Here is a 25,785-nt window from a genome sequence, read left to right as displayed (position 1 = left end):
CTATGAGCGCTCAATCGAGCCGTTATCGTACCTTGCTCACCGGGCCTGATTTGGCGCCAGCCGATGTCGAATGGCTGCGGCAGCAGAATCTCGAGGTCGAAGTTTGTCGCTTCGACCTATCGGAAATCGAGTTGGCGCGCGCTCTGGCGGGCAAGGACGCATACATTCTCGGTGGTATCGAGCGTGCGACCGCTGCCGCGTTGTCCACTGCCGACGACCTCAAAGTCATAGCATTCATGGGTGTCGGGTATCACGCATACGTCGATACTGCGGCAGCGACTGCGGCGGGAATTGTGGTGACCAATGCGCCCGGAGCCAACGCGCGTGCGGTCGCGGAATTCGCGATCGGTCTCATGCTCGATGCCTGGCGCAGGATCACGGACCTGACGATGGAAACGAAGGCCGGTCGATGGCACGAGGTCAAGGGACGCAACCTTTATGCGAAGACGCTGGGCATCGTTGGAATGGGGACCATCGGCACTATCGTCGCCCGGATAGCGGCCAACGGGTTCGGGATGCGAGTGGTCTACGTGAGCCGAACAGCCAAACCGGAACTGGAACGAGACATCGCCGCTCGCCGGGTTGAGCTACCTGAGCTGCTTGCCGAGTCCGATGTCATCAGTCTCCATGCTTCATACGGACCGCAGACACACCGGATAATCGGCGAAGCGCAACTCGCGGCCGTCAAACCGGGCGCGATTCTGATCAACACTTCCGAAGCGGAGCTGGTGGATCCGGCGCCGTTGCGAGCCGCGCTGCTCGACGGTCGCCTCGCGGCCGCTGCCATGGACGGCTACTACATCGTCCCCGCGCCTTCCGACCAGAACGATCCCCTTGGGTTGATGACATTGGGCAACAACAGGATTCTCGTCACGCCGCACGCGGCTGGCGCTACCGAAGAGTCCTTCCGCGCGATGCTCACAGCTAACGTCGAGTCCATCAAGAACATCCTTGAAACGGGAGAAGATCCACGAGTTGTCAACCCCGGCTTCCGTGATCATGCCGGTTGGTCGCCCGTGCGCCCCAGACCTTCGTGTTGAACCGTCACTAGTCTGGGTCGGCACCCTGGGCGCCCCGCGATTCGGTGCCGGTCCCCGACAAGAGAAACTCCTCGAGCCGGTCGGCGAAACCCGGTGCCGCCGGGACGAAATGGCCCGCACCCGGTGTGACCAGCCGTTGCGCCCCGAGTGCGTCGGCGAGCAGGTCGCAGATCCGTTCGAGGCCGGGAGTGTGACCCCCCGATGCGACAAGAGCAGGAATTCCGGCCGCGCGCATGACGGTCAGGTTCGGTCGTGCTTGTCCCGGTAGGCGAGCGCCCCATGCGCGGCGCACGGCCGGATCGGACAATCGACTCCCTCCCCCATCCGGTGATCCTGCGAGGGTGAGGAATTCGCGCAGTATTGCGGGGTCGGTGTCGAGACCGTGGGTGAGCACCGTATTTCCCAGGCTTTCCAGCCGAGCCACTTCAGGATCCTCAGGGGCGAGGAAGTACAGGGGTGGTTCGATGAGGGTCAGCGAACGCACGGTCCAGGGTTGCCGGGCGGCGGCCAGAAGCACGCCGAGTACCCCGTAGGAATGGGCGACCACGTGCGGGCGCCGATCCCGGAATATACCTTCGAGATCGTCCGCGTCGATCTCGAAGTCCTGTCGCCCACCCGGTGGCGGCGGACTCGCCCCGAAGCCGCGTCGGTGTACGAGCAGCAGCGTCCACCGTGCGGACAGCGAATGCAGCCCGCTCCAGGTTGTCTTCGGCCCGGCGCCACCGTGCACGAGTACTACCGCCGGTCCGGCCCCGTGCTCGTGGATAGAAAGAGCTTGCACGACTGTCAGTGTCCACCATGCGGTCGAAAGGACGGCGAGCCCGATCTGGCAATGCGCAGGCCTTGCCGCAGATCGGCCGTGGCGCAACGCTGTTCCGTGGCGCCTTCATCGCGACTCGGAGTCGAATCATGGCATGGCTGACCCGGGAATCCGTTACGGTCCGAGCTGGGTGAGGTGCCCACCCCCCGCGGGCGTCCCACCCACCCGAGGGGGTGGGCACCCTCCACCCCCTCGGGGCCCCTGCGGGGCTTGTGTGGGTCACGCCAGTTCGGCTGCACCCCGTGTCATCTCCCCGATCAGGCCAGCACAGCCGATACGCGGCGGCCCTGCTCGCGGACTTTCCGATGCCTACCTCCCATAGCGGAGAACTCTAAGTCGGTGTTACAGCTTCAGAGGTTGGATCCCTCCAAGTTGGCCCGCAACCGGCCGTTCCCCCGGCGCGCAGCCGCTCCAAGCGCCTGCGCGTGGGAGGTCGGCCCGGAATTCGAGTTGTCGTCGATCAGGGCCTAGCTATCCCAGATGTTGTGGATCACGGGCTCCCACACCCGGATCCACTCGAATGGACAGCTCCTCACGAGCGTGGCGCTTCGGCTGCGCGGCGGGGGCGGAGCCGTTGTTGCGGGACCGGACGGCCAGGAGGGCGCTGACGATGACGGCGATGCCGCCGAGGACTGTGGGCCAGGTGATCGTCTCGTGTAGCAGGAGCGCGGCCCAGCAGATGCTCATCACCGGCTGCGAGAGCTGGGTCTGGCTGACTCGAGCCATCGGGCCGATAGCCAGACCCCGGTACCACGCGAAGAACCCGAGGAACATGCTCACCGCGGAGAGGTAGGCGAAGGCGGCCCACTGCACTCCGGAGCCGCGCGGCGCGTCCTGGGCGATCGAGACGCCGGTGAGGGCGATCATCAGGGGGCAGGAGAGCACAAGCGCCCAGGAGACGGTCTGCCAGGCACCGAGTTCGCGAGCCATCAGACCACCTTCGGCATAGCCGATCGCGGCGGCGCCGACGGCGCCCAAAAGCAGCAGGTCCGACCGATGCAGGCTGCCTAGTCCACCACCGTTGATCGCTGCGAACACGACGGCTGCGATCGCGCCGAGAGCAGCGGCGACCCAGAACGACATGCGGGGCCGCTCCCCCGCGCGCAGCACGGCCATAACCGCTGTCGCGGCAGGCAGCAGCGCGATCACCACGGCGCCGTGGCTGGCCGGCGCGGTTGCCAGCGCGAACGAAGTCAGGAGCGGGAACCCGACCACGACGCCGCCGGCCACGATTGCCAGACGCCGCCACTGCACGCCGCGGGGCAGTCGCTGACGGGTGATTGTGAGCGCGAGCGCGGCCAGCGCGCCGGCGATCACCGCACGCGCGGCTCCAACGAACAGCGGAGACATCGCCCCGTCCGCGACGGCGACACGGGTCAAAGGGACAGTGAGCGAGAACCCCACCACGCCCACCAAGCCCCATTGCAAGCCGGCATACGCCGATATCGGTGTACCTACTTTGGAGATAGCGCTACTCTGGATATTCACATTCGACGATAGCACTACAGCAGTCGGCCGCCGTTGTCCCTCTCGGCAGGGCCGGCCGATGCCGTCTTTTCCGGCGCGCCTGCCGCGGTCCAGAGGACCGAAGCGGACCGGGTGCGAGGGTTCGTCACGCCAGTTGCTCGGCGATGTTCCGGCCGACGATGCCGGTGCCCTCCGGGAATCGCGACGGGTCCGGCCCGGCGAAGTTCAGGCGGATGAACGTGGCGGAGGGTTCGGTGGGGAACCACTCGGTACCCGCGGCGATCAGGACGCCGTCGTTCTCGCAGTCGCGCACCAGCTGGTCGAGGTCGACCTCGTCGGGGAGGCGAACCCATAAATTGAGACCTCCCGGTGGGAGCTGGTCGATGCCGGCGTGCGGCATGTGCTCGGCGACGCTGCGGGCGAGCAGGTCCCGGCGCTCGCGCAGTTGTCCACGTAAGGCTCGCAGGTGCGCGCGCCACGCTGGTTGGAGTACCACTTCCAACGCGGCGGCCTGCAGCACGCCGCTGACGTACATAGATTCCGCTCCGCGATCGGCGAGCATGCGTTCACGCACCGGCCCGCGCGCGATCACAGCACCTACTCTGACCGCTGGTGAAACGCTCTTGGTGAGAGAGCGGAGATAGACCACATGCCCGGTGTCGTCGTAAGCCGCCATCGGCACCGGGTCGTCGTCGATCCCGAAGTCGCGTGCCCAGTCGTCCTCGATCAGGAATGCGCCGAACTCGCGCACCACCGCCATCACACGTTCTCGACGGACCGGGGACCACTGCGCGCCGGTCGGGTTGGCGAAGTTCGGCTGTGCATAGAACAGACGAGCACCGGTCTCCGCGAAAGCGCGAGCGACATCGTCGGCGTCGGGCCCGTCTGCATCGCTGGCGACCGGGACTACCTGCACACCAGCCTGGGCAGCCGCGAGGATCGCACCCCAGTAGGTGGGTGACTCCATCACCGCGGGCTGGCCCGGGCCCGCCAGGGCGCGGAAAGCCGAACTCAATCCGCTCTGTGTGCCGGGTACGACAATCACATCCCGAGCCGCGACCGGAGTCACGCCAGCCGGAGTCGCCGCCGCCAACTCGCCGGCAAACCACGCCTGGAGCTCCGGAAGACCTGCTCAGCGCCGATTCGCTACGCGCGGCACGCACCAGCGCAGCACGAACCGCCCGCTGCGGTAGCAGCTCCTTTGCCGGGTACCCGGAATGCAGGCCGATCGCATCGACCGCTACCTCGCGCATCGGTGTGGAAAGAACCGGGACTCGCCCGGCGGCCGTGCGCAGCGCACTGGTCTGCCAACTGAAGTTCAGCGGGCGCGTAGGTCGCGTCCCGCGCACGAAGTTTCCGGCGCCTGGGCGGCTCTCCACCAACCCCAGGCCAACCAGGATGCGCATGGCCTTCTGGACGGTGACCGGGCTCGCCCCGTATCGGGCCGCCAGTTTCCGGCTCGGCGGAAGCTGCGTTCCCGCTCCGACACCCTCGATCCATCTCCGAAGGTCGGTCACGATTCGATCAGCGCTACTCTGACTCACACCTCCGACAGTAGCGCTACACGTGGACTTCGCATTGTTGGATGGCGTCGGGGCGGTTCCGAGCGTCCGGCCCGCACCGCGCCATCCTCGACCGGCTCGTCTGAACCCGCGGGCCGAGAAGCGCCGCGGAAGGGGGTATTGCGGCCGCCCCTGCCAGTAGAGCAGGGGCTTGCAGCGCCGGGTGCCGACCGAACTTCGACTGCGTACGGCCGAGCGAGTTACCGCGCGTCGGTAGCAGTCAGCACGCGAGCGTCGGCGGCGTCGTCCAGCCGCGCGCCGACCTGCGGGTAGGTCGGATACTCGATGCCCGATATGTACTGCACCGTCCGCACCACCTGGCACGAGTAGCCGAATTCGTTGTCGTACCAGACATACAGGATCGCGGTGTCATCCTCGACGATCGTGGCGTTGGCATCGATGATCGACGCTGCGCGCGATCCGATGAAATCGCTGGAGACCACGTCCGTGGCGGCAGTGTAATCGAGGTTTCGGCTCAACGGCCCGGCGAGCGAAACCTGACGCAAGTACGTGAGCACTTCGCTCTTCGTTGTTTTCCGCTCGAGCTGCAGGTTCAGTATCGCGACCGATACGTCCGGGGTGGGAACACGAATCGAATTGCCGGTGATCTTGGCTTTGAAGTCCGGCATCGCCTTCGCGACCGCGGACGCGGCACCGGTTTCGGTGAGCACGAGATTGAACGGCGCGGACCGACCGCGACGGTCCGCCTTGTGGTAGTTGTCCAGGAGGTTCTGGTCGTTGGTGAACGAATGAACCGTCTCCACGTGCCCGCGGACGATGCCGTACTCGTCATCCATGGCCTTGAGCGGCGGAACAATCGCGTTGGTCGTGCACGAGGCGCACGAGAAGATCTGCTGCGACAGGTCCAGGGCGCGGTGGTTGACACCGTGCACGATGTTCGGAATGTCGCCCTTGCCGGGCGCGGTGAGAACGACCTTCGCGATGCCGGGGCGCAGATGCTGCGACAGCCCGTCACGATCACGCCACCTACCGGTGTTGTCGATCAGGATCGCGTCCTTGATCCCGTAAGCGGTGTAGTCGATCGTCGTCGGATCATCGCTGTAGATGAACTTGATCGCGTTCCCGTTCGCGGTGATCGTGTCATTGCCGGAATCGACCTTGATCGTGCCGTTGAAGTGGCCGTGAACCGAATCCCTGCGAAGCAACGACGCCCGCTTGGCGAGATCGTCGTCGCCTCCTCTGCGCACCACCACGGCACGCAGGTTCAGCCCGTTGCCGGATCCGGCCTTCTCGATGAGCAGCCGAGCGACCAGACGACCGATGCGGCCGAAGCCATAGAGAACGACATCCCTGGGCCCTGGTGACTGAGCCTTGTTGCCGTTGGTCACCTCGGCCAGCACCGCCGCGGTGAACTCGCGGATCGAGAGTCCGCGATCGTCGGCGCGATAGGTCCTGACCAACTGGCCGAGATCGATCTTGCAAGGCCCCAGATCCAGCTCGCTGAGCACCTGCAGGAACGGCAGGGTCTCGTCCACCGACAACTCTTCGCCCTCGATCTGCCTCGCGAAGCGGTGCGTCCGCAGGATGCTGATCACCGACTTGTTCACCAGCGACCGGCTGTGCAGCAGGATCGTCACGCCCTTCCGCCGATACAACGTGCCGATGATGGGAATCATCGCCTCGGCGGCGGCTTCTTGGGCATTCCAGCGGTCAAGTTGTTCGGTAGTCAACACACGTCCTCGGATATCCTCGATTTGTTCGCCGCATTGATGCTAATGAGCGCCCCGATATCACCGAGGCCGGATACCCACTGGTGAGATCGCCAGCTGGTGACCGGACGGTCGCCGCCGAGGTTGGCAGCGGGCGCGCTACGAGGACGCTTCGATGCCCAATCGCCGCAGAGCCCGCTGCGCGGCGTTGAAGCCGCACATACCGTGCGCCCCGGGTCCCGGCGGTGTGGCCGCGGAGCACAGATAGTGCCCTGGTACGCCGATGTCGTACGGCTGCAGCGTCTTTCGTGGACCGAACAGCAACTGCGGTATGTCCTTGGCGCCGGTCATGATGTTGCCGCCCACGTAGTTGGGGTTGTATTCGGCGAATCCCGTTGTGCTGCGCACGCTGGTCCCGATTATGCGGTCTCGAAAGCCCGGGGCGAAGCGTTCTATCTGGGCGGTGATCGCCGCCGTCGCGTCGCCGGGATAGCCGTGCGGGACGTGGGCGTAGGCCCAGATCGGATGGATGTCTCCCACCGAGCGTTGCGGATCGGCGAGGTACTGCTGCCCCACCAGCACGAACGGGCGGTCGGGCATGCGGCCGCGGTGGATCTCGCGTTCGGTGGCAGCGATCTCGGCGAATGTGCCGCCGAGGTGCACCGTTCCCGCCCGTCGCGCTGCCTCCGCCGTCCACGGCACGCCGCCGTGCACGGCGTAGTCGATTTTGAAGGCGCCTGGTCCGTAGCGGAAACTCCTGTAGGACTTCATGACTCGACCTGGCAGGCGACCACCGAGGATCTCCGCGACCGAGGTGGGTGCGAGGTTCCACATCGTCAGTTCCGCAGGCGGCAGATCGGATACCGACCGCACGGGGACACCCGTTTCGATCTTCCCGCCGAGATCGCCGAGATAGGCCGCCATGGCCTCGGTGATCCGCTGGGATCCACCGGCGGCGACCGCCCAGCCATACGTGTGGCCCGCGGTCAGAATGCCCAGGCCGATACTCGCGCTGAGCGGCCGGTGCAGCGGATGGAAGGCGTGGGCGGCCACGCCGCCGAACAGTCCGCGGGCCTGCTCGGTGCGGAACAGTCCCGCCAGCAGCGTGGCCGGAGCCAGGGCGGGAATGCCGAAGCGGGCCAGCCGGAGGGGATGGCGCGGCAAGCGCAGCAGTGGCCGCATGATGTCGGCGCTCATCCGGTCGTAGCCTGCCGTCGTGCGCTCGAACAGCAGCCGCCACGCTCGGCCGTCGCTGCCGAGACCGGCCGCGGTCGCGGTGACCGAGCGAAGCAGCGCACCGGCGGTGCCGTCGTCGAGCGGGTGGGCGCAGTCGATCTCCGGCCAAGCCCACGACAATCCGTAGCGCTCGAGGTCGAGGCCGCACAGGAAGGGAGAGCCGACCGCCATCGGGTGGATGGCCGAGCAGTGGTCGTGCAGCAGGCCCGGCACGATCGCCTCGCCGGTGCGGGTACCGCCGCCGATTTCGGCGGCGCCCTCCAGCACGGTGACGTCCAGTCCGGCTCGCGCCAGGGTGATGGCCGCGGCCAACCCGTTGGGGCCGCTGCCGACCACTACCGCAGTGCTCATATCACGCTCCCGTCCGAACGGTGGATTCTCAGGCGACAGTCTGCGGCGCGAGTACCCGGATCGCGCCGTCCGCAGGCACCGGCACGGTGTAGTCCGGATGCCGCCAGGTCACCTCGTACGGGATCGGACCGTCGGGCAGCCACGGCTGCGCCTCCACCGCATCACGCACCCGCCACGTCCCGCGTTCGACGACTCCGAGCGCCGCGTCGATGACCTGGTACTGCTGGACCTCGCGGTGGATCGGTTGTGACTCCACCCACACCACGATCCATTCGCCCGGCGCGAATCCGACCCGGGACTGCACCGCGTTGATCAGATCGATGTTGTGCAAGTGCCCGTCGCCGAAATTGAAACCGATCAGCGAGTTGCAGCCGAATTCCGCCTCCCGCACCGTCCAGCGGTCGATGTCGGGAATGTGCCGGTACAGCAAGGAGAACAGACCGCGTCCCTGGCTGTGCATCGAGCGCCACGCGATCGTCTGCTGCATGGTGATCTCCGCGACCGCGGGCGGGTAACCCATGGCCCGCAACTGGTCGACCTGGTTCCGGGTGGGACGGTGGGCGATGGTGTTCAGCTTCTCCTCCGCTCCGGGCGCGAACGCCCACAGGGCCGAGGCCCAGTTGCCGGCGTACTGACGCATCGAAGGCAGGAACGACACCAGATCCGGGCGGAGATTGCCCAGAACGGGGAAGAACACCAGCGCCGCCACGATTCCCACCGCCAGCCACGGTGAGGAGATGTCACCGAGGCCGTAGCCGGCGCCGTTCGGGTAGCCCAGGAACAGGAACACGCTCAGGTAGGCGAACAGGACGTTCCATTCCAGCGGCACCGCCAGCGGGAATGTGGAGGTGATGAAGGCATGGAAGATCACCATCAGCACCACACCACTCAGCGTCAGCCAGTGGTTGGTGGAGAACAGCAGCACCAGGGGTGTGACGATCTCGACGGCGGTGCCGCCGACGTGGGCCAGCGACGATGCGACCTTCGACGGGCGGATATCGCGCGGGAAGTCACGGTAGTGCAGCCGCTTGACCCACGCGGACGGAACAGCGGGGCTATTGGAGACCATCGGCGGTACCACATTGCTGAAGTGCCGTCCGAACTTCGACACTCCCGCCCCGATCCAGACCGCGCAGATCAGCAGCTTGGCCGCGATGATCATGTCGACGAACGGCAGCACCGCGAAGAACACGAGTGCGGGCAGATACTGTTCGCCGCGCGCGGCCAAGAAGATCGTCTTGTCCCGCAACCCGCACAGGACATACAGCACGATCGGAGCGACGAGCAGCGCCGGATTCACCAAGCCGGAGGTGTTGTCCGGCAGCGCCGCGCTCAGCGAAGCGCTCGGTACGCCGGGCAGCACGATCGCCGCCAGCAGCGTCGCCAGGAACGCCAGGTACAGCAGGACGTCGACGATCGTGCGGGTATCGCCGCCGGTGAACGGCACGCGCCGCCAGGGCCGCAGCCGGATCGTGCCCGGCCGGGCCCAGAACCGGATTCCGCCGGTCATCGGCCTGAACTTGCCCGCGAGCGGACCCCACGAGCCTGCGATGCCCACAGCCTCGAGCAAGACGGTCCACAACACCAGCTTCTGGTAGACCACCGGCTCGTTCCACCACGCCGACACGTCCCAGAACGGGCCGACACCGGAACTCCAGGTGGCCAGCGCGACCCCGCCCAGCACCGAGACGAGCAGCACTTTGAGCAGGTAGATGGTGTGGATCATCTTCGGTGTGCCGAAGCCGTATTCGACCCAGTGCAGGGCCAGCGTTTTCATCCGCTCGCCCAGCGGTTGATCGAGAAATGTCTCGACATTCACCGGCGGGAAGGCCGCCGTTTTGAATCCCATGGTTCGAACCTTTCTTATTCGACGAATCGGGCGCACGGGAGGACCCGCGCGGAACGGGATCGGATGAATCGAATTACGCTCATCCTGGAGCGGATGATTTCTACGGAGTGGTCACCGCGTCGGCGACGAGCGCCCGGAGCTTTCGTTTGTCGATCTTTCCTACCGGGTTCCGCGGAAGTGCGTCGGTGAGTTCGATCGACACCGGTAGCTTCGTCCGGGCCAGACAGTTCCGGCAGTGCGCGATCAATTCCGCGGCGTCGACCCCGGCCGCGGGCATCGTGACGACATGAGCGACCGGGACTTCACCGAGGACCGGATCGGGAGCGCCGACCACCGCGGCCTCCAGGACCGCGGGATGGGTGTGCAGGACGTTCTCGATCTCCTTCGGGTAGATGTTCTCGCCGCCCCGGATGATCATGTCCTTGATCCGGTCGACGAGAACCAGGTAGCCGTCGGGGTCGAAGTAGCCGACATCGCCGGTGTGCAGCCAGCCGTCGACCACCGTCCGTGCGGTCGCCTCCGGCCTGCCGAGGTAGCCACGCATCACGTTGGCGCCTCGGATCACCACTTCTCCGCTCGTCCCCGCGGCCACCAGCCTGCCGTCGGCATCCATGATCGCCACAGTCTGCCCGGGCAGCGGCAACCCGACCGTTCCCGGCTTGCGCGGGCCGCTCGGCGGGTTCAGCGTCGACGCGCAGGTGCCTTCGGATAGTCCGTAGCCCTCGACGATCGGTACGCCGAAACGAGTTTCGAACCGGGCGATCAATTCCGCGGGCATGGGCGCGGCCCCGCAGATCACGCGACGCAACGACGAGGTGTCCGGGATGCGGCTCTCCGGCTGCGCGACCAGCATCGCGTAGATGGCGGGCACGGCCGAGAAGTACGTGGGCCGGACCCGCGCCACGACGTCGAAGAACGCCGACGCCGAGAACCGGTCCGCGATCGTCGCCCGGCCGCCGGCCAGCAGTGGCGACAAGACGCTCACCACGATCCCGTTGACGTGGAAAAGCGGCAGGATCAGCAGGCTGTGGTCGGTATCGTCCAACGCCAAAGCCGTCACCAGCATCTCGCACATCGCGGCCACGTTGGCGTGGTCGAGGACGACCCCCTTCGGCTGCCCCGTGGTGCCACTGGTGTAGATGACCAGCGCAGGGGCAGCCGGATCGACCGTTACGGCCGCGGGTGCCGGACGAGCTGCGCCGGTCGCGGTCACCTCGGCCACATCCAGCGTCCCCGCTCCAGGCCCGCCCTCGGTGATCACCACCGCGGCCGAGCAATCGGCCACCTGGTAGCGCAGCTCGTCGGACGTGGAATCCGGCCGCACGGGAGTAACGGCGGCACCGAGCCGCCATGCCGCGAAGAGAATTACGACGAATTCGAGCCGATTCGGAAGTACCAGCGCGACGACGTCGCCTTCGCGAACCCCGTGCGCGTACAGCACGGCCGATGCTTCGCGAACACGTTGCGCGAAAGTCTCATTGTCGAGTTGCGCGCGGTCGTCCGCAATACACGGGCCGGACGGATTCCACGTGGCGCGAAACTCCGGTAAATCCACGATCTGATGCACGATAGCCCCGCCTGATGCGTTGTGATGCAAATTACATGGCAAAGGTAATTCCGATATCGAGCCCGTGCTACGGGCCCGCATCCCAGAGTTTTCGCCGGCCTTTGTACCGATGGCACAAAGGCATGCGGAATGCGTCCGATCCGCCGCGCCGATTCCGGTACGGTCCGGGACATGAGCGTTGACGTGGACAGGACCATCCGCGAGGTCGCCGGAAGCGTCAAAACCGACCTCGACCGGCTGACCGCGGACATGACCTCGATGTTCACCGAGGTGATCCCGGAGTTCCGCCACGACGACGAAGTGCGGCGGCTGATGATCGCCAGCACCGCGTCCAATCTCACCGCGATCCTCGACATGCTCGCCCTGAGCATTTCCCGCGACGACATCACCGTGCCACCGGCGGCCGCCGAGTACGCACGGCGGTTCGCCCAGCACGGGATGTCCCTCGAGGCTCTTCTGCGCGCGTATCGCCTCGGCGAGCACATGTTCACACAGCAGGCCATCACCCTGCTCCGGCGCTCCGAGACCCCCGCCGACCTCGCGCTGGAGACCATCGGCCGGATCGCGCTGTTGGTCAACAGCTACATCGACCAGGTCATCGAAGGCGTCATCGACATCTACGAAAGCGAACGCCGTCGCTGGGACGCACGCTCGGACAACACCCGCGTCGCACAGATCCGGGCGGTGCTGGACACCGAGAACCTCGACCTGGTGGCCGCGGAGCAAATGCTCGCCGCATCGCTGCGGGGATGGCACATGGCCGCCATCGTCTGGACGGGCAAGCCCGTTTCGTCATCGACCGACTTGCTGGGCGCCGGTGCCGCGATGCTCACCGCGGCGACCGGGAAGAACCCGCTGATGGTTCTGATCGACGAGCAGAATTGCTGGGCCTGGATATCCTCGGTCGGCAAACCGTCGCTGGATGCGGGCCGGCTCGAGCGCGACTTGCGTCGCAGGCCGGGAGTGCGCGTCGCGGTGGGCGATCCTGGCATCGGCCTGGAGGGCTTCCGGCAGACTTTCCGCGACGCGCAGCGCGCTCGCAACCTCGCCTTGGTCGCCGATCCCTCCCGCTCGCTGACGCTGCACTCCCGCGTCGCGCTGGCCAGCTTGCTGGTCGACCATCTGCCCGATACGACAGCCTGGGTGCATCGAGTCCTGGGCGATCTCATGCGCGACGACGAGACGACCGCGCGTCTGCGCGAGACGGTGCAGACCTATCTGGACGCCCGCGGCAGTCTCACCGATGCCGCGGCGCGCATGCACGTCCACAAGAACACCGTCCACTATCGGATACGCAGAGCCGAAGAAGTGCTCGGCCACCCACTGACGGTGAATCGGCTGGAAACCGAAGTCGCTCTGATGATTTCCGAGCAGCTCGGACTCGGCCATACGCGGTGATCGCCTCGAGTCGCGGCCGCTCGCGGTCGATCCCTCCGGTGAGCGCCGATGTGAACACTCGGCGACATGTCCGGACAGCGGCGATTCGTGATGGCGCGCCGACCGACACGGCCTGATACTGAGGGCAGGTTGGACCGATTCCGAGGTGGAAGATGAGCGTGATCGACGGGGTGGACTCGGAACGGCTTGTCGCAGCCGGCAATACCTGGGGAATTTCCGGGCCGGAGTTCCTGGCCGTCTATGTGCCGCTGGTTCTCGTCGCAGTGGTCGCCGGGCTGTGGCTGAGGTCACGGGTCACGGGTGCGGACCCGGAATCCGACGGGGTCGCCGCGCCGGGAGCCGAGCTGACGTTGCCCGAGGTGGGAATGCTGTTCGGCGACCAGAACGCCGCGCTCGCCGCGATGGCGCGACTGCGCGGTATCGAGGCGATCGATTCGGCGGCCGCACCGGTCCGCACGCTTACGGCGCAGGAGCGCGCGCAGCTGGATTCGTTCACGGTGTCGGTGTACGACCAGCTCGCGGCGGGCCAGCGCAAGACGGTCCGCTCGATCGTTGATGGGTCGCCCGCTGCCCTCGAAGACCTGCGCACCAGGATGGTCGGACTCGGATATCTCCCGGGGCCCGAGATGCGGCACAGTCTGCGCGATGCCGGTATGCCGATCCTGGTTACGGGCGCACTCGGGGTGGTGCGCGTCATCGCGGGTGCCTCGCACGGGAACCCGGTAGGTCTGTTGGTCGTGCTGGTGATCGCACAGGCGGTCTGCTACTGGCTCGTGGTGCGCAAACCCCGGCTGACCCCGCTCGGCGTCCGTGCCCGCGACGCCGCGACCGCACGCAACAGGCATCTGCGGCCGGGGAATTCACCGTCCTATGCGACTTACGGCGCGGAGAGTGCCGCGCTCGCCGCGGCCGTCTTCGGCATCGGCGCGCTCACCGTGCTGGACCCGGGACTCGCCCAGGCGGTTGTGCCGCCGAGCACGTCGGGCGGTGGCGGTGACAGCGGCGGCGACGGCGGGGGTGGCGGTGGCGGATGCGGCGGGGGCTGTGGCGGTTGCGGTGGATGAGCGGTCGGGGCCGCTCCCGCCGCGTGCGCTGGGCATTGGATGGCGACCCGAAATCTGCGGAGTAATCGCGGAATTGGATGGTCTCGGGTTCTGCGAGGTTATTGCCGAGTCGTTGACCCCGGATTCCCGCCGCGCGGGGCAGGTCACCGTCCCCGAGGAACTCGCGGCGTTGCGCGCGCAGGGGATCGCCGTCGTGCCGCACGGCATTTCGCTGTCCCTCGGCGGCGCGGAACCAGTCGCGAGCCACCGCGTCGAGCACCTGGCGGCATGTGCCGCGACCCTCGCGGCGCCACTGGTGAGTGAACACGTCGCATTCGTCCGAGCGGGCGGTCTGGAGGCCGGTCATCTGCTGCCGGTACCGCGGACCCGGGAAGCGCTGGACGTGCTCACCACCAATATCGCCCGAACCCAGGCAGCTCTCGACGTTCCGCTGGCGGTGGAGAACATCGCCACTCTGTTCGACTGGCCCGACGACGAGTACACCGAAGCTGAGTTCCTTTGCGAACTCATCGAACGCACCGGTGTTCTGCTACTGCTCGATCTCGCCAATGTCTACGCGAACGCCCGCAACCGCGGATACGACCCATGGGCCGAACTGTCGCGCCTGCCCGCCGAACATGTGGCGTACTGCCATGTGGCAGGCGGTCACGAATCCGGCGGCCGCTACCACGACACCCATACCGATCCCCTCCCCGGCGAAGTGCTCGCGCTGATAGCGGAGTTCGCCGCGACGCATCCCACACCGATGATGCTGGAGCGCGACGGCAACTATCCGCCCGCGTCCGAGCTGCTCGACGAACTGGACGCCATCGCCGCCGCCGCAGCGCGGCCGGCTATCACCACCCGCGCCAGGGCGGTGCTGACGTGAGTACGCTGTCCGGACCGACGCAGCCGCCGGGCGCCGGGACTCTGGCCGAGCGGCAGGCAGCACTGGTGCGGGCACTGGTCGTGGGGGCAGCAGCGCCCGCGGGATTCGATGCCGACGCCGTCGGCGCGGCGGCGGACGCAGTGTTGTCCAAGCGGGCGGGCGAGGTCGCGCGTCGTTTTCCATCGCTCGCGCACGCCTGCGACGGCGACTTCACCGCGGCCTTCACGACCTGGGCGCGAGAGCATCCGAAGACGACGACCCCCGCCGACGCAGCCGCCTTCGCTGCGGCCAAAGGTATCGACTGGAGCACCGCACCTCGCCGAGGCAGGTGGCGACAGCGCCGCGCAGCAGCGCTCCTGGACTTCTACCAGCGGCGATTCCATCGCGGGCTATGACGCGGTCTCGATGTCTCAACGCCGACCAGCCCGCACCTACATGGTGAATTCCTGTTGCGGCCCGGACAACTCCACAACTGATATCATCCCCACGTGCCCCCGGTTGTGTCCGTGGCACCGCCGCGTCACCGCAACCTCCGTGGTCAACTATTCGGCGCCGGTCGGTGCTGCCCGCGCAACGGAACCCCGGAGTAACGCAGTATAGCCGCCGAAATATCGGCGTATTGCTCCCGCAGGGGTTCGAAACCAGGGAATACGAATGCCCGGAGTTCGACGTCCCACAAGCGTGCCTGCGGATTTTCCGGTGGCGGCGGTCCGAAGGATGATCGCACCACCATCGACAAGGACTTCGCTACGGGCGTGAACTCGATGTCGTCGATGTACTTCCACTCGATCGATATCCAATGGCTCTGTGCCACAGCGACGGTCAGGCCGGTCGCATCGATGACGAGTCGCGGGTAGCCGCGAGCGTACTTGATGAGTCTGCGCACCCCATCGTTCGGCGCCGTACATAGAAAGATGAGGATCGGAGTGAAAGGCAAGAGTCCCTTGAGTTCATTGATCGAGGGCCACCGTTTGGCGACGAAAGATATTCCGGCCAGGAAAATCAGTAACAACGCACCCACGGTGATCAACCCGACGCCGGAAGACAGTTCGATGCGGTGCGGGGAGCGGAATGCCGTCGGACCTACCGGACGCCAAGCGGCGCCGAACGCCGTCGCCGCGGCGCCTAGCCCGATCGCTGCTGTGCAGATCAACACCCAGACGAGTGCCGTGAGCATACTTTGTGAGCCGGGCTCCGGTGGTGGCGGCGACAGGACGGAGGAGGCCGTAAGGGCCTTCCAGAATTGGACGGCCTCGACGGTCCCGAGGACAGCGCCCGTGACCGCGGTGGTGATTCCGCCGATGATCCAGTTCTCTCGCTTGTCGGCGGCCGCGGCATTGGCCGGTGGCTGTTCGGCCAACCCGATGACTATGGCGCGGTCTTCCGCAGGCGCGGACGACGCGGTGGCCGGCTGGGGTGCGTCTTCGAAAAGTTCGTCCGGCCGTATTCGCCTGGTGGCAGCGGCATTTCGGCACAGAGCCAGCCGATCCGCGGTATCGGTGACTTGCCGGCCGGGCACGGGTAATCCGCTCGCCTCCAGGGTGTAGCGCAACCGGCGATAGATGGTGCTCAGGGTGAGCAGTTCCGGGCCGTCCGGAATCCCCGTGCGCAGGAGCGTGAGAAGTTCACCGGTGAACGCGGTATAGCGCGCTCCGACCGGCGCTATCGCGGCCGCATTGGCCGGGGCCGAGGTGAGCGTATAGGTACCAGCGATTTCGACCTGCCCGTAGAACATATCGTCGACACCGCTCATCAAACCTTTCGCGGCTCGTCCGCTGAAGCAGCAATCCAGGATGAGCACCCGGTTGACGGCAGGGCAGTACGCGAAGATCTCCCGGAGCAGGTCGATCGACAATGCGCTGACGCGCAGCTCATCCCGATCGGTATCAGTCAAACTCAGATACAACCCGTTGCCTGTCAGGGCGGGCACACCGTGACCCGCGAAGTAGACCAACAGCGTGTCCTGTGCCTTCTTCGCGTACTGGCGAAGGACGCGATAGACGGTTCGCACATCGGTCGGATCATGCAGCGCTACACAGTGATCGGCTGGCAGGCCGCTCAGTTCCGGATCGGTGAGGACTTCGATCAGACCGTCGAGATTGTTGCGTACCGCGGGCAGATCGAGGAACTGCCGGTCCCGATAGGTACCGGTACCGATGAGCACCGCATACGAATGTTGTGGATCCGGCAGTCGCACCGCTACCGATACCCATCATTGTGCGTGGGTTTTCTGTCCACGAATGACTCCTGCCGTGACCGAAGTGCTACGGGCGCAGAACGAATCGCAGCACCATTATCCTCTCAGGCCACCTTGTGGATCGTCTGATCACTGATATACAGATCATGGGCGATCTTCGCGATCGCGCGAGACCGCCAGCGACGAGGCTAAGGTGTGCATCAAAGTCTCCGGACATGGTGCGGGCAGCCGCACCCTTATCCGTCCAACGCCTTGTGCAGCAGCTGCGTCACCTCGCCCTCGGGCAGACCACGCGCCACGATCTTGACCGACTGGCCCTCGTCGCGGGTGATCTCGATATCCACCCGTGGTTTGCGGTGGACGATCCACACGCCCAGCGACGTCGCCAGCACCGTGCCGGCGCCTCCCGCGCCGAGCGCGACGATCAGCACATCCGATACCGCACCCATCTCACCGGGCCGTATCGGCTGCTGCTCGATCGATACCCGGCCGCGGAAGTCGTCCTCGCGCCCCAACCAGGACATCAGCTCGGTCAACTCCGTCCAAATGTCGTCGCCGACCAGCCGAATCCGGACCGTCATCGCCTCTCCCCTTTACCCTCGGGGCGCACCCCAGGGATGCGAAATGTGCTGGCCGACATCATCACACATAAACCCGCACTGCACGCTCGAATCAGAGTCCTCGAGTCCGGCGCGGATGGCGATGGCGTCGGTCGTCGATGGACGTCCGGCAGAGGTAGCGGGTGGTGTGGATGAACTCACTGCGCGGTGAGCAGATGGCCGTCACGCTCACCTGGGGTGAGCGTACGGAAGACGCGGGTCCGTCGCGATTCGCCGGAACAACCAGCCAGCGGCCGCGCCTGCGCCACAACGGTCCGGATTAGTGGCTGCGCAGTTGCTGCCCCCAAGACAGGATGATGTCGTACTCGCCGGCGGCGTACCGGGCGCGCAGAGTCTTCTTGTCGAATTTGCCGACGCTGGTCTTGGGCACCTCGGGCAGGAAGGTCCAGCGTTCGGGCACTTGCCATTTCGCGACTCGGTCGGCGAGGAAGGAACGCAGGTCCTCGGCGTCGGTGGTGGCGCCGGCGCGCAGTGCGGCCGCGACGACCGGGCGCTCGTCCCATTTCTCGTCGGGCACACCGAAAACCGCTGCCTCGGCGATGTCCGGGTGGGCCATGAGTGTGTTCTCGAGGTCCACCGACGATATCCATTCGCCGCCGGATTTGATGATGTCCTTGGCGCGGTCGACGAGGGTGAGGTAGCCGTCGGGCGTGATGATGCCGACGTCGCCGGTGCGTAGCCAGCCGTCGTCGAACGAATCCACGCCGACCGCAGTCGTATCCGGCGAATAGTAGGAGCCGGTGATCCATGGCCCCCGCACCTCGAGTTCCCCGATCGCCTTGCCGTCATGCGGCAGGGCGGCGCCGTCGTCACCGACCAGCCGAGCCTGGACGGAGGCAGGGAAGCGGCCCTGGCTGATCCGATAGGCGAAAGCCGCCTCGCCGTCGGTCCCGGATGGTGGCCAGGCGACGCAGCCCAGCGGTGACGTTTCGGTCATGCCCCAGGCCTGGATGATGCGGACATTGTGCCGATCTTCGAAGGCCCGCATCAGTTGCGCCGGCACGGCCGACCCGCCGACCACGACCGATCGAAGGTAGCCGAAGTCCCGGGTGGAACCCTCGAGTGCGGCGAGCACGCCGTTCCACACCGTCGGAACGGCGGCGGCGAATGTGGGGCGTTCGGCTTCCAGCAGTTCCAGCAGTGGTGCCGGCTGCAGGAATCGGTCCGGCATGATCAGCGACGCGCCCGCCATCAGAGCCGCGTACGGCAGCCCCCAGGCATTGGCATGGAACATGGGCACGATCGCCAGGAGCCGGTCGGCGGAGCTGATGCCCATCCCGTCGGCCGTGCAGGCGTGCATCGAATGCAGCCAGTTGGAGCGATGGGAGTAGACGACGCCTTTCGGCTGCCCGGTGGTGCCGGACGTGTAACACATTGCCGCGGCAGAGCGTTCGTCGAGCACCGGATAGTCGAAGTTGCCCGGACAATCGGCAGTAAGCGCGTCGAGGTCGTGCACCTCGACACTGTCGGGCGCGATGAACTCGGCGGCGCTGCCGTTGGCGACGATCACGTGCCGGACCGTGCTCAGTTTCGGCAGGACCTCCGCGAAGGCCGCGGCCAGCGTGCCGTCGACGATGACGACCGTGTCCTCGGCGTGATCGGCCACGTAGGCGATCTGGTCGGGGAACAGCCGGATGTTGATCGTGTGCAGCACCGCGCCCATAGCCGGGACGGCGCAGTAGGCGACCAGGTGTTCGTTGTTGTTCCACATGAAGGTGCCGACGCGGTCGCCGGGCCGCACACCGAGCGCGGTCAGGGCGTGTGCCAGGCGGGCCGCCTGGTTACCGAGCTCACGGTAGGTCATCACCCGGCAGTCGGTGCCGGTCCAGGTGCGTACGGTCGCGTCCGCGTGCACTGTGGTGGCGTATCGCAGCAGGGTGGCCAGGGACAGTGGTTCGTCCTGCATGGTGCTCGGCATCGGCAGGTCGTAGTGATCGAAACTCATCGTCGTCTTTCTCGGGGCTTGCTCGGCACGTAGCCGTGGTGGTGCGCCGGGCCGGGGTGCGCGCCCCGACCCGGCTCATCGCCGCGCGGTCAGCCGCGCAGCGCGGAAGCGAAAATTCCCGGCAAGGCGGCGGCACCGGGCTTCTTCGCGAAGGTGGTCAGCCGCCGCATCGTGGTGGCGGCGGTGCGGTTTGTGACAAACCACGGCGGCTTCGGCGAAAGGCTCAACTCACCGCGCAGCAGCGATCGCGGTGCGGGCCGGAACGGTCCGCGCAGGACCGTGCGCTCGGGTTCGTCGATCAACAGTGCGTTGTGCACTACGCCGATGCCGCTCTGAATGTCGGACAGCGTGTGACCGGGGAAGGCGCCCCAGGTGGCCCGGGCAGTCAGGTAGCCCACCGCGGTCCAGGCATTGACGGCGATGGTGCCGTAACGCAATTGTTCGATCGCCGATTCGAATTCGGCGCCGAGACTCCGGATCGTGCCCGGGTGGGCGATGATATTGATGCCCAGGGTTCCTTCGAACTCGTTGTTGGACACCTCCACCGCACGCGCGAGGAATTCGCTTGCGTCACCGGCCAGTTCCAGCACGCCGTATACCGGCGCGAAATACTCGGTGTGCAGCGCGTCTTCGGAATTCTCCGGCTGGATACCGGTGATCAGGGTGCGTTCGCCCCCAGAGCCGAGCGGCTCGGCATTGCGGTAGTGATGGCGGGCCGCCGCCACGCGATCCGCGGAACCCGGGTAATAGTCGGCGCGCGCCGGAGCCCGGTCGAACGCCGCCCGCAACTCGGCAAGGAACTGTTGCTTCTGCGGCCAGTCCGCGCTGATGACCGCGACCTGAGAGGCGATGCAGTTGTAGCCGTTGTTGTGCAGCCGCTGGGTGACCAGGTGCTCGGCCTGGAACCGCAGGTCCGCGTCCGACCACCGGCCAGGGATGACGATCGTGGGCGAGACGCCGCCGAGTTCACTGGTTATCGGCTTGCGCAGCAGCGGGTCGTTCGCGGCCTTACGCTTCGCGCCGTCGGGACCGGGACCGAACACGATGGCATCGTGGGTCACCGAGCTACCGGTCATGTGGACGGCGTCGACGTCGGGATGGTGCACCAGCGCACCGCCCATCTCGGCGCCGCCGGTCAGGATTCGCACGAATCCGCGGTCGATCGCCGGGGCAAAGATCTGCTCCAGCACCGGCTGCAGCCGATCGGTGATCGGGTTGAGCTTCAGGGCCACGACGCGGTTGTCGGCGAACAGCTGGTACAGCACGTCCAACGGTGCGATCGAGAAGATGTTCCCGGCACCGAGCACGACCCCGATGCCGCCGGTCTCGTGGGGCGTGCGCTGGCCGAGTCCGGCGCGGGCCCGCACGGTGGCCGCATCCACCCCCGGTTTCGTCCACACCTCTGCGCGAAAACCGTTGAGCAGCAGAGTCTCGAATATCCCGCCGGGAAAGACTTCGACGGCGGTTCGCCCGCCGGGCGCGGGATGGATGTCGAAGCCGTCGACCGGGCTGCGGCCTTGCTCGAGCGCCGACACCGATTCGATGAGCGCGGCGACTCCGGTGAGCAGCGAATAGGGTCCACTGGACCATTCCTCACCCAGCAGCGGAGAGTCCGCGGGCAATTGCTTGATGCTCGCCGCGACCTCGACCCATTGCTCGGCGTGCGCGGCGGTGTTCGCGTGGATCTGTTCGAGCAATTCTCGCCGTTGCGCCAATGAGGTTCTGCCCCAGGCGATCTCTCCTTCCCGTAGCGCGGCAAGCGCGCTGTCGACAGCGGTTGTGATGGTCGTGTTCACTGCCGGGGCCTTCCTTCCGAGTCGGCGGCTTCGATGATCATCGCGGCGGCCTTCTCGCCGAGCATGATCGTGGGTGCGTTGTGTTGCCGCGGACGACAAACCCGGGCCACTATGGCCCCGGTCACTCTCTCGGTGTCGATACTGAGGCGCGCGGCGCACGTCCACCATGTGCCCCGGTTTGCCGATCGTCGCCGCGGCATTGTGCTCCAGCACAGTGGGCGATGACTGCCGGCGCTACCATCGCACTCATGACAGCGCTGATCGAGCCGCCGGTGAACGGCTCAGCGGCGGTAGCCCGCACCCTGCTCGTCGACGTCGACGAGCTGTCCGACGAGCTCGTCGGACGCATCCGCACCGGCGACCACGCCTACGCGGAGTCGACGGCACTGACCGAACTGCAGTTGCGCACCGTCGTGCGCGACAATCTCGTCGCGGTACTCGGTCAACTGGCGGGCAGCTCCCGACGGCGACTCCACCCGGCCGCCGCGGTCGGGCGGCTCAAGGCCGAGGTCGGTGTCCCCCTCGCCGCTGTGCTGCACGCTTATCGTTTGGCCGGTCGGCTCCTGTGGGAACGTTCCCTGACGGCGGCCGCCACCATGAGCAGCGATGCCCTGCCACAGCTGGGCTCCGAAATGTGGCGAGTCATAGACGACTTCTCCAGCACCGCGGCCGACGCCTACGGCGACTATCTCGCCGAACGCGCCCGCCGCGACGACCTGGAACGCGAGAGCATGCTGCGCAGCCTCTTCGACGGCGGAGCCGACGATCGGACGCTCCGCGAAATCGCGCGAGCTCTGCAGCTGCCGCCGCTCGGCGCCTTCATTGTCGTCCATGCGGAGGCCGGACCGGAGGCGGCCGAACCCTTGCCGGGAATCGAGAGCCGACTACGCGCCGACTTCGTCCACTCGGTCTGGCTCACCGAACCCGCTGCCCGGGTCGGGCTGCTGAACCTGGCCACCGCACGGGCCCATGAGCGGGTACTGAGTCAGCTGCGCCAATCAGCCACCGGACGGGTGGGAGTCAGCCGCATCTTTCCGACTCCCGGCGCCGCCGGCAGCGCACTGCGGGAAGCCGAGCTCGCCGGACGTTGCTCCCGGCCGGGCACACCGGCCGTCACCACCTATGGCAGCACGCCGATCCCCCTCGTACTCGCCAACGCGCCCGGCGCCTCCCGTGAACTCGCCGACGACATCCTCGGCCCGGTCCTCCAGCTTCCGCCCGAGGACCGCGACACCCTGCTCGACACCCTCGAGCTGTGGTTCGAGTGTGGCGGCTCGAATACCGAAGTGGCCCAACGGTTGCACTACCACCGCAACACCGTCCACTATCGGCTGCGCCGAATCGAGACGCTCACCGGCCGCCGTTGCGCGGACCCGAAATCAGCAGCCGAGCTCTACCTCGCCCTCCGCGCGACCCGGCTGATCGGTCCGGATCCGGCCTGAATCGAGAAGGCGGTGGCGGTGTCATCAGTCGAGGAAGCGCTGTAGTTCCGCGGTGACGAACTGGGGATTCTCCTCGACGAGCCAGTGGCCCGCGCGCGGCACGTCCACAGCCTGCACGATGTTGGTCATGCGTGGGGACACGGTGGCACGGACGGCATCGAGTTGCCCTTGGGCGGTCATGAGCAAGGCGGGGACATGTGTCGGTGCTGCCGCCATGCTGTCTCGGACGTCTTTGTCGAGGGCGCGGTAGAGCTCGAAGCCGCCCGCCAGGGCCTCGGGCTTGCGGTAAGTGCGTGCGAACTCATCGATCTCGGCGTCGGTGAAGGGGGCACGGTCGGACGTGCCGCCGAATGCTGTTCCCTCGAAGGAGACTTGTGGGTAGAACAGGGACAGGTACTCGCGGACGTCGTCGCCGACCACCGTTTCGGGAACCCGCCGCTGGGTGTGGAAGGCGATGTGCCAGCTCAGTGAGCGGTATGTGGGCGCATCGATCGCGGGCCCGGGCAGCGGCAGGTCGAAGTAGCCGAGGCGTGCGGTATCGGCGGGGAACTGAGCGGCGTACTGGAATGCGACCGCGGCGCCGAAGTCATGGCCGATGACCCGGGCGTCGCGCACTCCGAGCTGGTCGGCGAGGAGGGTATGTACATACCGCGCCAGGGTGGCCTTGTCGTAGCCGGTCGGTGAGCCGGTGCTGTCGCCAAGTCCAGGGAGGTCGACGGCGTACACGGTGTGGTGTTCGGCGAGGGCGGGCATGATCGGCCACCAGCCGTACCAGGTCTGTGGCCAGCCGTGGATCAGGACGACCGGCGTGCCGCTACCGCCGGTCACATAGTGCATGCCGACACCGTCGACATCGGCGAACTCGTGCCGGAAAGTGTCCTCGAACGCGGGGTCGCCCTTGGTGGCGGCGGCGTAGGGGGCGGGGTCGGGCGTGGTCGTGGAGCAGCCTGCGCCGCACATCGTGATCAGGAGAGTGAGCGCGACGGTCGCCATCGCGCGAGCGGATCGGAGGAGGCCGCGCGTCGGCGGCCGGGTCGCGGTGAGCATGTGTTCCTGTTCCTGGAGAAGAAGTCAGCGGCCGGTCGTGCCGTCGATCAATTCGCGGAGGATGTCCGCATGACCCGCGTGGCGCCCGGTCTCCTCGATCATGTGGGTGAGTGCCCAGCGAACCGTGGGTGCGGGGCGGCCCGGCTGCGACCGCGGGACGGGTGCGCCGAGATCGGTGCACTTGTCGAGAACCTTGTTCGCACGCTCGACCGTGTCTCGGTAGCGGGCGACGAGATCGGCCACGCTGTCGGTCGGTGCCGCCTGGAACGTCGCCTGCCAGTCGGTGACCTTGTCACCGAGGAACATCGAGCGCTCGACGACGGTCAGATGGTTGAGCAGGCCGAGCAGATTCGTGCCCGACGGCACGGCGGATGTTCGCACCTGCGGTTCGGGAGCGCTGTCGACCTTCGCGGCGATCGAGGTTCGAAGGTAGTCGAGGAATCCACGCAGGATCTCGGTCTCGCTGCTTCCGGTCCGGGGCGGCGGGGTGTCATGGCGGTAGCGGCGGCGCGTGGTGGTGGGCACGGTGGCCTCCTCCGTCGGGTGCGGGTCAGGCGGTACGGCGGATGAGCAGGACGTGGTCGGTGACCTCGGCGGTGCGCCCGTCCGGGCCGGTCGCGTTTCGGCGGGGTGCGTCGGCGCGCTCGACCCTCCATGTCGCCCGGTCCAGCCCGATTCCCGCGGCAACCTCGTGCGGGGTGGGGTACCAGAGGTCGGGATCCTGGTTCCATGACCACGGCGCGGTCGACCCGTGGTCGACGACCAGCAGCCGCCCACCCGGACGCAGCGCGTGCGCGCCCACGCGCAGGACGGTTGCCCGATCCAAGTCGAACGGGGTGTGCAGGTAGTGGGCGCAGATCAAGTCGAACCCGCCCTGCGGGAAGGACTCGTGCAGGTCATGCCGCTCGGCGACGATGCGGTCGTCCAAGCCGTGCGAGTTGGCAAGGCTGGTGAGCCGCTCGATCGCGACGGCCGAGATGTCGACGGCGGTGACGTGCCATCCGCGCCGGGCGAGCCACAGCGCGTCGCCGCCGTCGCCGCATCCGAGATCCAGCGCGTCGCCGGGTGACAGACTCGAAACCATCTCTGGGAGAAGAGTGTTCGGCCGCGGGTCGGCGGCTGCCGGACGGTCGGCGTATACGCCGTTCCAGAACGTGACCGCATCGGTGGTGCTCATCGAAACTCCTTCTGTCGGAAGGCGTTCAGTCTCGCTCGACGCCGCACCACCTGGCACGCAATCTTGCGGTTCCGGCAAGATGAGCGCATGGACCGCGAACTGAACGACGTGCTCGACGCGGTGGGGCCGCGGCTGCGTGCGTTGCGGCGCGACCGCGGCATCACCCTCGCCGACGTCGCGACGACGACCGGCGTATCGGAGAGCACCCTGTCCCGGCTGGAGAGCGGGCAGCGGCGGCCGACCCTCGAGTTACTGCTGCCGCTGGCTCGGGCCTACGACGTTCCGCTGGACGACCTCGTCGGCGCCCCGCGCACCGGCGATCCCCGGATACACCTCAAACCGATCAGGCGGTTCGGGATGATCTTCGTGCCGCTGTCCCGGCGGCCGGGCGGGGTGCACGCGTTCAAAATGATCATCCCTGCGCCGCCGGAACCGCTGGAACCGACACCGCAGACGCACGAAGGCTTCGAATGGCTGTACGTGCTCAACGGTCACTTGCGGCTTGTGCTCGGCCAGCGCGACCTGACGTTGCCACCCGGTGAGGCGGCCGAATTCGACACCTCCGTGCCGCACTGGCTGGGCAGCGCCGACGGCGGCGCGGTCGAGCTTCTCATCCTGTTCGGTCTGCAGGGGGTGCGATCGCACGTACGCGACGACCCGCACCGGTAG

Annotated in this window: 21 protein-coding genes and 1 pseudogene; 8 read left to right on the top strand and 14 right to left on the bottom strand. The window is 66.9% G+C overall.

What is annotated here, in order from left to right:
- Positions 1–2: 2 nt before the first annotated feature.
- Positions 3–1,040, top strand: coding sequence for a 2-hydroxyacid dehydrogenase (locus IU459_RS26330; RefSeq protein WP_195132249.1), 1,038 nt, complete (start codon positions 3–5; stop codon positions 1,038–1,040).
- A gap of 7 nt (positions 1,041–1,047) precedes the next feature.
- On the opposite strand, the gene IU459_RS26325 is transcribed toward IU459_RS26330, so the two are convergent.
- The 7 genes and pseudogenes from IU459_RS26325 to IU459_RS26295 form a co-directional block, all read right to left on the bottom strand.
- Positions 1,048–1,821 (bottom strand): alpha/beta fold hydrolase, encoded by a 774-nt coding sequence (locus IU459_RS26325; RefSeq protein ID WP_324199032.1) that lies wholly within the window; start codon positions 1,819–1,821, stop codon positions 1,048–1,050.
- Between the two features lie 510 nt (positions 1,822–2,331).
- Positions 2,332–3,306: a DMT family transporter gene (locus IU459_RS26320; RefSeq protein WP_324199037.1), complete on the bottom strand. Its 975-nt coding sequence runs from the start codon at positions 3,304–3,306 to the stop codon at positions 2,332–2,334.
- A gap of 166 nt (positions 3,307–3,472) precedes the next feature.
- A pseudogene (locus IU459_RS26315) lies at positions 3,473–4,871 on the bottom strand (PLP-dependent aminotransferase family protein).
- A gap of 218 nt (positions 4,872–5,089) precedes the next feature.
- Positions 5,090–6,580 carry a glyceraldehyde-3-phosphate dehydrogenase gene (locus tag IU459_RS26310; RefSeq protein WP_195132248.1) on the bottom strand — a complete coding sequence of 497 codons (1,491 nt, stop codon included), beginning with the start codon at positions 6,578–6,580 and terminating at the stop codon, positions 5,090–5,092.
- Positions 6,581–6,718: 138 nt separating this feature from the next.
- Positions 6,719–8,146, bottom strand: a complete 1,428-nt coding sequence (locus tag IU459_RS26305) for a phytoene desaturase family protein (protein WP_195132247.1) — start codon at positions 8,144–8,146, stop codon at positions 6,719–6,721.
- Between the two features lie 28 nt (positions 8,147–8,174).
- Positions 8,175–9,995, bottom strand: coding sequence for a DUF3556 domain-containing protein (locus IU459_RS26300; RefSeq protein WP_195132246.1), 1,821 nt, complete (start codon positions 9,993–9,995; stop codon positions 8,175–8,177).
- Positions 9,996–10,095: 100 nt separating this feature from the next.
- Positions 10,096–11,562, bottom strand: coding sequence for a class I adenylate-forming enzyme family protein (locus IU459_RS26295; protein WP_324199031.1), 1,467 nt, complete (start codon positions 11,560–11,562; stop codon positions 10,096–10,098).
- 171 nt (positions 11,563–11,733) lie between these two features.
- Between IU459_RS26295 and IU459_RS26290 the strand changes: the two genes are divergently transcribed.
- The 4 genes from IU459_RS26290 to IU459_RS26280 all read left to right on the top strand — a co-directional run bounded on the left by IU459_RS26290 (position 11,734) and on the right by IU459_RS26280 (position 15,287).
- Complete coding sequence (locus IU459_RS26290) at positions 11,734–12,960, top strand: helix-turn-helix domain-containing protein (protein WP_195132244.1); 1,227 nt, start codon at positions 11,734–11,736, stop codon at positions 12,958–12,960.
- A 152-nt stretch (positions 12,961–13,112) separates the two neighbouring features.
- Positions 13,113–14,024, top strand: coding sequence for a TIGR04222 domain-containing membrane protein (locus tag IU459_RS38730; protein ID WP_228838527.1), 912 nt, complete (start codon positions 13,113–13,115; stop codon positions 14,022–14,024).
- Positions 14,017–14,892: a DUF692 domain-containing protein gene (locus IU459_RS26285; RefSeq protein WP_324199030.1), complete on the top strand. Its 876-nt coding sequence runs from the start codon at positions 14,017–14,019 to the stop codon at positions 14,890–14,892. The genes IU459_RS38730 and IU459_RS26285 overlap by 8 nt, the downstream gene beginning before the upstream one ends.
- Complete coding sequence (locus IU459_RS26280; RefSeq protein WP_195132242.1) at positions 14,889–15,287, top strand: hypothetical protein; 399 nt, start codon at positions 14,889–14,891, stop codon at positions 15,285–15,287. The genes IU459_RS26285 and IU459_RS26280 overlap by 4 nt, the downstream gene beginning before the upstream one ends.
- Positions 15,288–15,430: 143 nt before the next feature.
- On the opposite strand, the gene IU459_RS26275 is transcribed toward IU459_RS26280, so the two are convergent.
- Together IU459_RS26275 and IU459_RS26270 are read right to left on the bottom strand one after the other, a co-directional pair.
- On the bottom strand, positions 15,431–17,056 hold the full coding sequence (locus tag IU459_RS26275; RefSeq protein ID WP_195132241.1) for a caspase family protein: 1,626 nt from the start codon (positions 17,054–17,056) through the stop codon (positions 15,431–15,433).
- Positions 17,057–17,325: 269 nt separating this feature from the next.
- Entirely contained in the window at positions 17,326–17,670 is a 345-nt protein-coding gene (locus IU459_RS26270) for an effector-associated constant component EACC1 (protein ID WP_195132240.1), read from the bottom strand.
- A 170-nt stretch (positions 17,671–17,840) separates the two neighbouring features.
- On the opposite strand from IU459_RS26270, the gene IU459_RS39410 reads away from it, so the two are divergent.
- The gene (locus IU459_RS39410) at positions 17,841–17,972 is read left to right on the top strand and encodes a hypothetical protein (protein WP_267469877.1); all 132 of its coding nucleotides are present in this window, start codon (positions 17,841–17,843) and stop codon (positions 17,970–17,972) included.
- Here IU459_RS39410 and IU459_RS26265 read toward each other — a convergent pair.
- Entirely contained in the window at positions 17,969–19,627 is a 1,659-nt protein-coding gene (locus IU459_RS26265) for a long-chain fatty acid--CoA ligase (RefSeq protein ID WP_195132268.1), read from the bottom strand. The genes IU459_RS39410 and IU459_RS26265 overlap by 4 nt on opposite strands.
- A gap of 116 nt (positions 19,628–19,743) precedes the next feature.
- Positions 19,744–21,450, bottom strand: coding sequence for an aldehyde dehydrogenase family protein (locus IU459_RS26260; protein ID WP_324199029.1), 1,707 nt, complete (start codon positions 21,448–21,450; stop codon positions 19,744–19,746).
- A 248-nt stretch (positions 21,451–21,698) separates the two neighbouring features.
- Between IU459_RS26260 and IU459_RS26255 the strand changes: the two genes are divergently transcribed.
- Positions 21,699–22,892 (top strand): PucR family transcriptional regulator, encoded by a 1,194-nt coding sequence (locus tag IU459_RS26255; protein WP_195132239.1) that lies wholly within the window; start codon positions 21,699–21,701, stop codon positions 22,890–22,892.
- A 24-nt stretch (positions 22,893–22,916) separates the two neighbouring features.
- Here IU459_RS26255 and IU459_RS26250 read toward each other — a convergent pair whose 3' ends face one another.
- The 3 genes from IU459_RS26250 to IU459_RS26240 all read right to left on the bottom strand — a co-directional run bounded on the left by IU459_RS26250 (position 22,917) and on the right by IU459_RS26240 (position 25,116).
- Positions 22,917–23,885, bottom strand: coding sequence for an alpha/beta fold hydrolase (locus tag IU459_RS26250; RefSeq protein ID WP_228838526.1), 969 nt, complete (start codon positions 23,883–23,885; stop codon positions 22,917–22,919).
- 78 nt (positions 23,886–23,963) lie between these two features.
- On the bottom strand, positions 23,964–24,464 hold the full coding sequence (locus IU459_RS26245; RefSeq protein ID WP_195132237.1) for a DinB family protein: 501 nt from the start codon (positions 24,462–24,464) through the stop codon (positions 23,964–23,966).
- 25 nt (positions 24,465–24,489) lie between these two features.
- A complete protein-coding gene (locus tag IU459_RS26240; RefSeq protein WP_195132236.1) occupies positions 24,490–25,116 on the bottom strand; it encodes a class I SAM-dependent methyltransferase in 627 nt (208 codons plus the stop codon).
- 87 nt (positions 25,117–25,203) lie between these two features.
- Between IU459_RS26240 and IU459_RS26235 the strand changes: the two genes are divergently transcribed.
- Positions 25,204–25,785, top strand: a complete 582-nt coding sequence (locus tag IU459_RS26235) for a helix-turn-helix domain-containing protein (protein ID WP_195132235.1) — start codon at positions 25,204–25,206, stop codon at positions 25,783–25,785.

The organism is Nocardia amamiensis (assembly GCF_015477605.1).
GTDB lineage: Bacteria > Actinomycetota > Actinomycetes > Mycobacteriales > Mycobacteriaceae > Nocardia > Nocardia amamiensis_A.
Note: the sequence above shows the minus strand (reverse complement) of the source record. Positions and strands in the feature narration are given on the sequence as shown.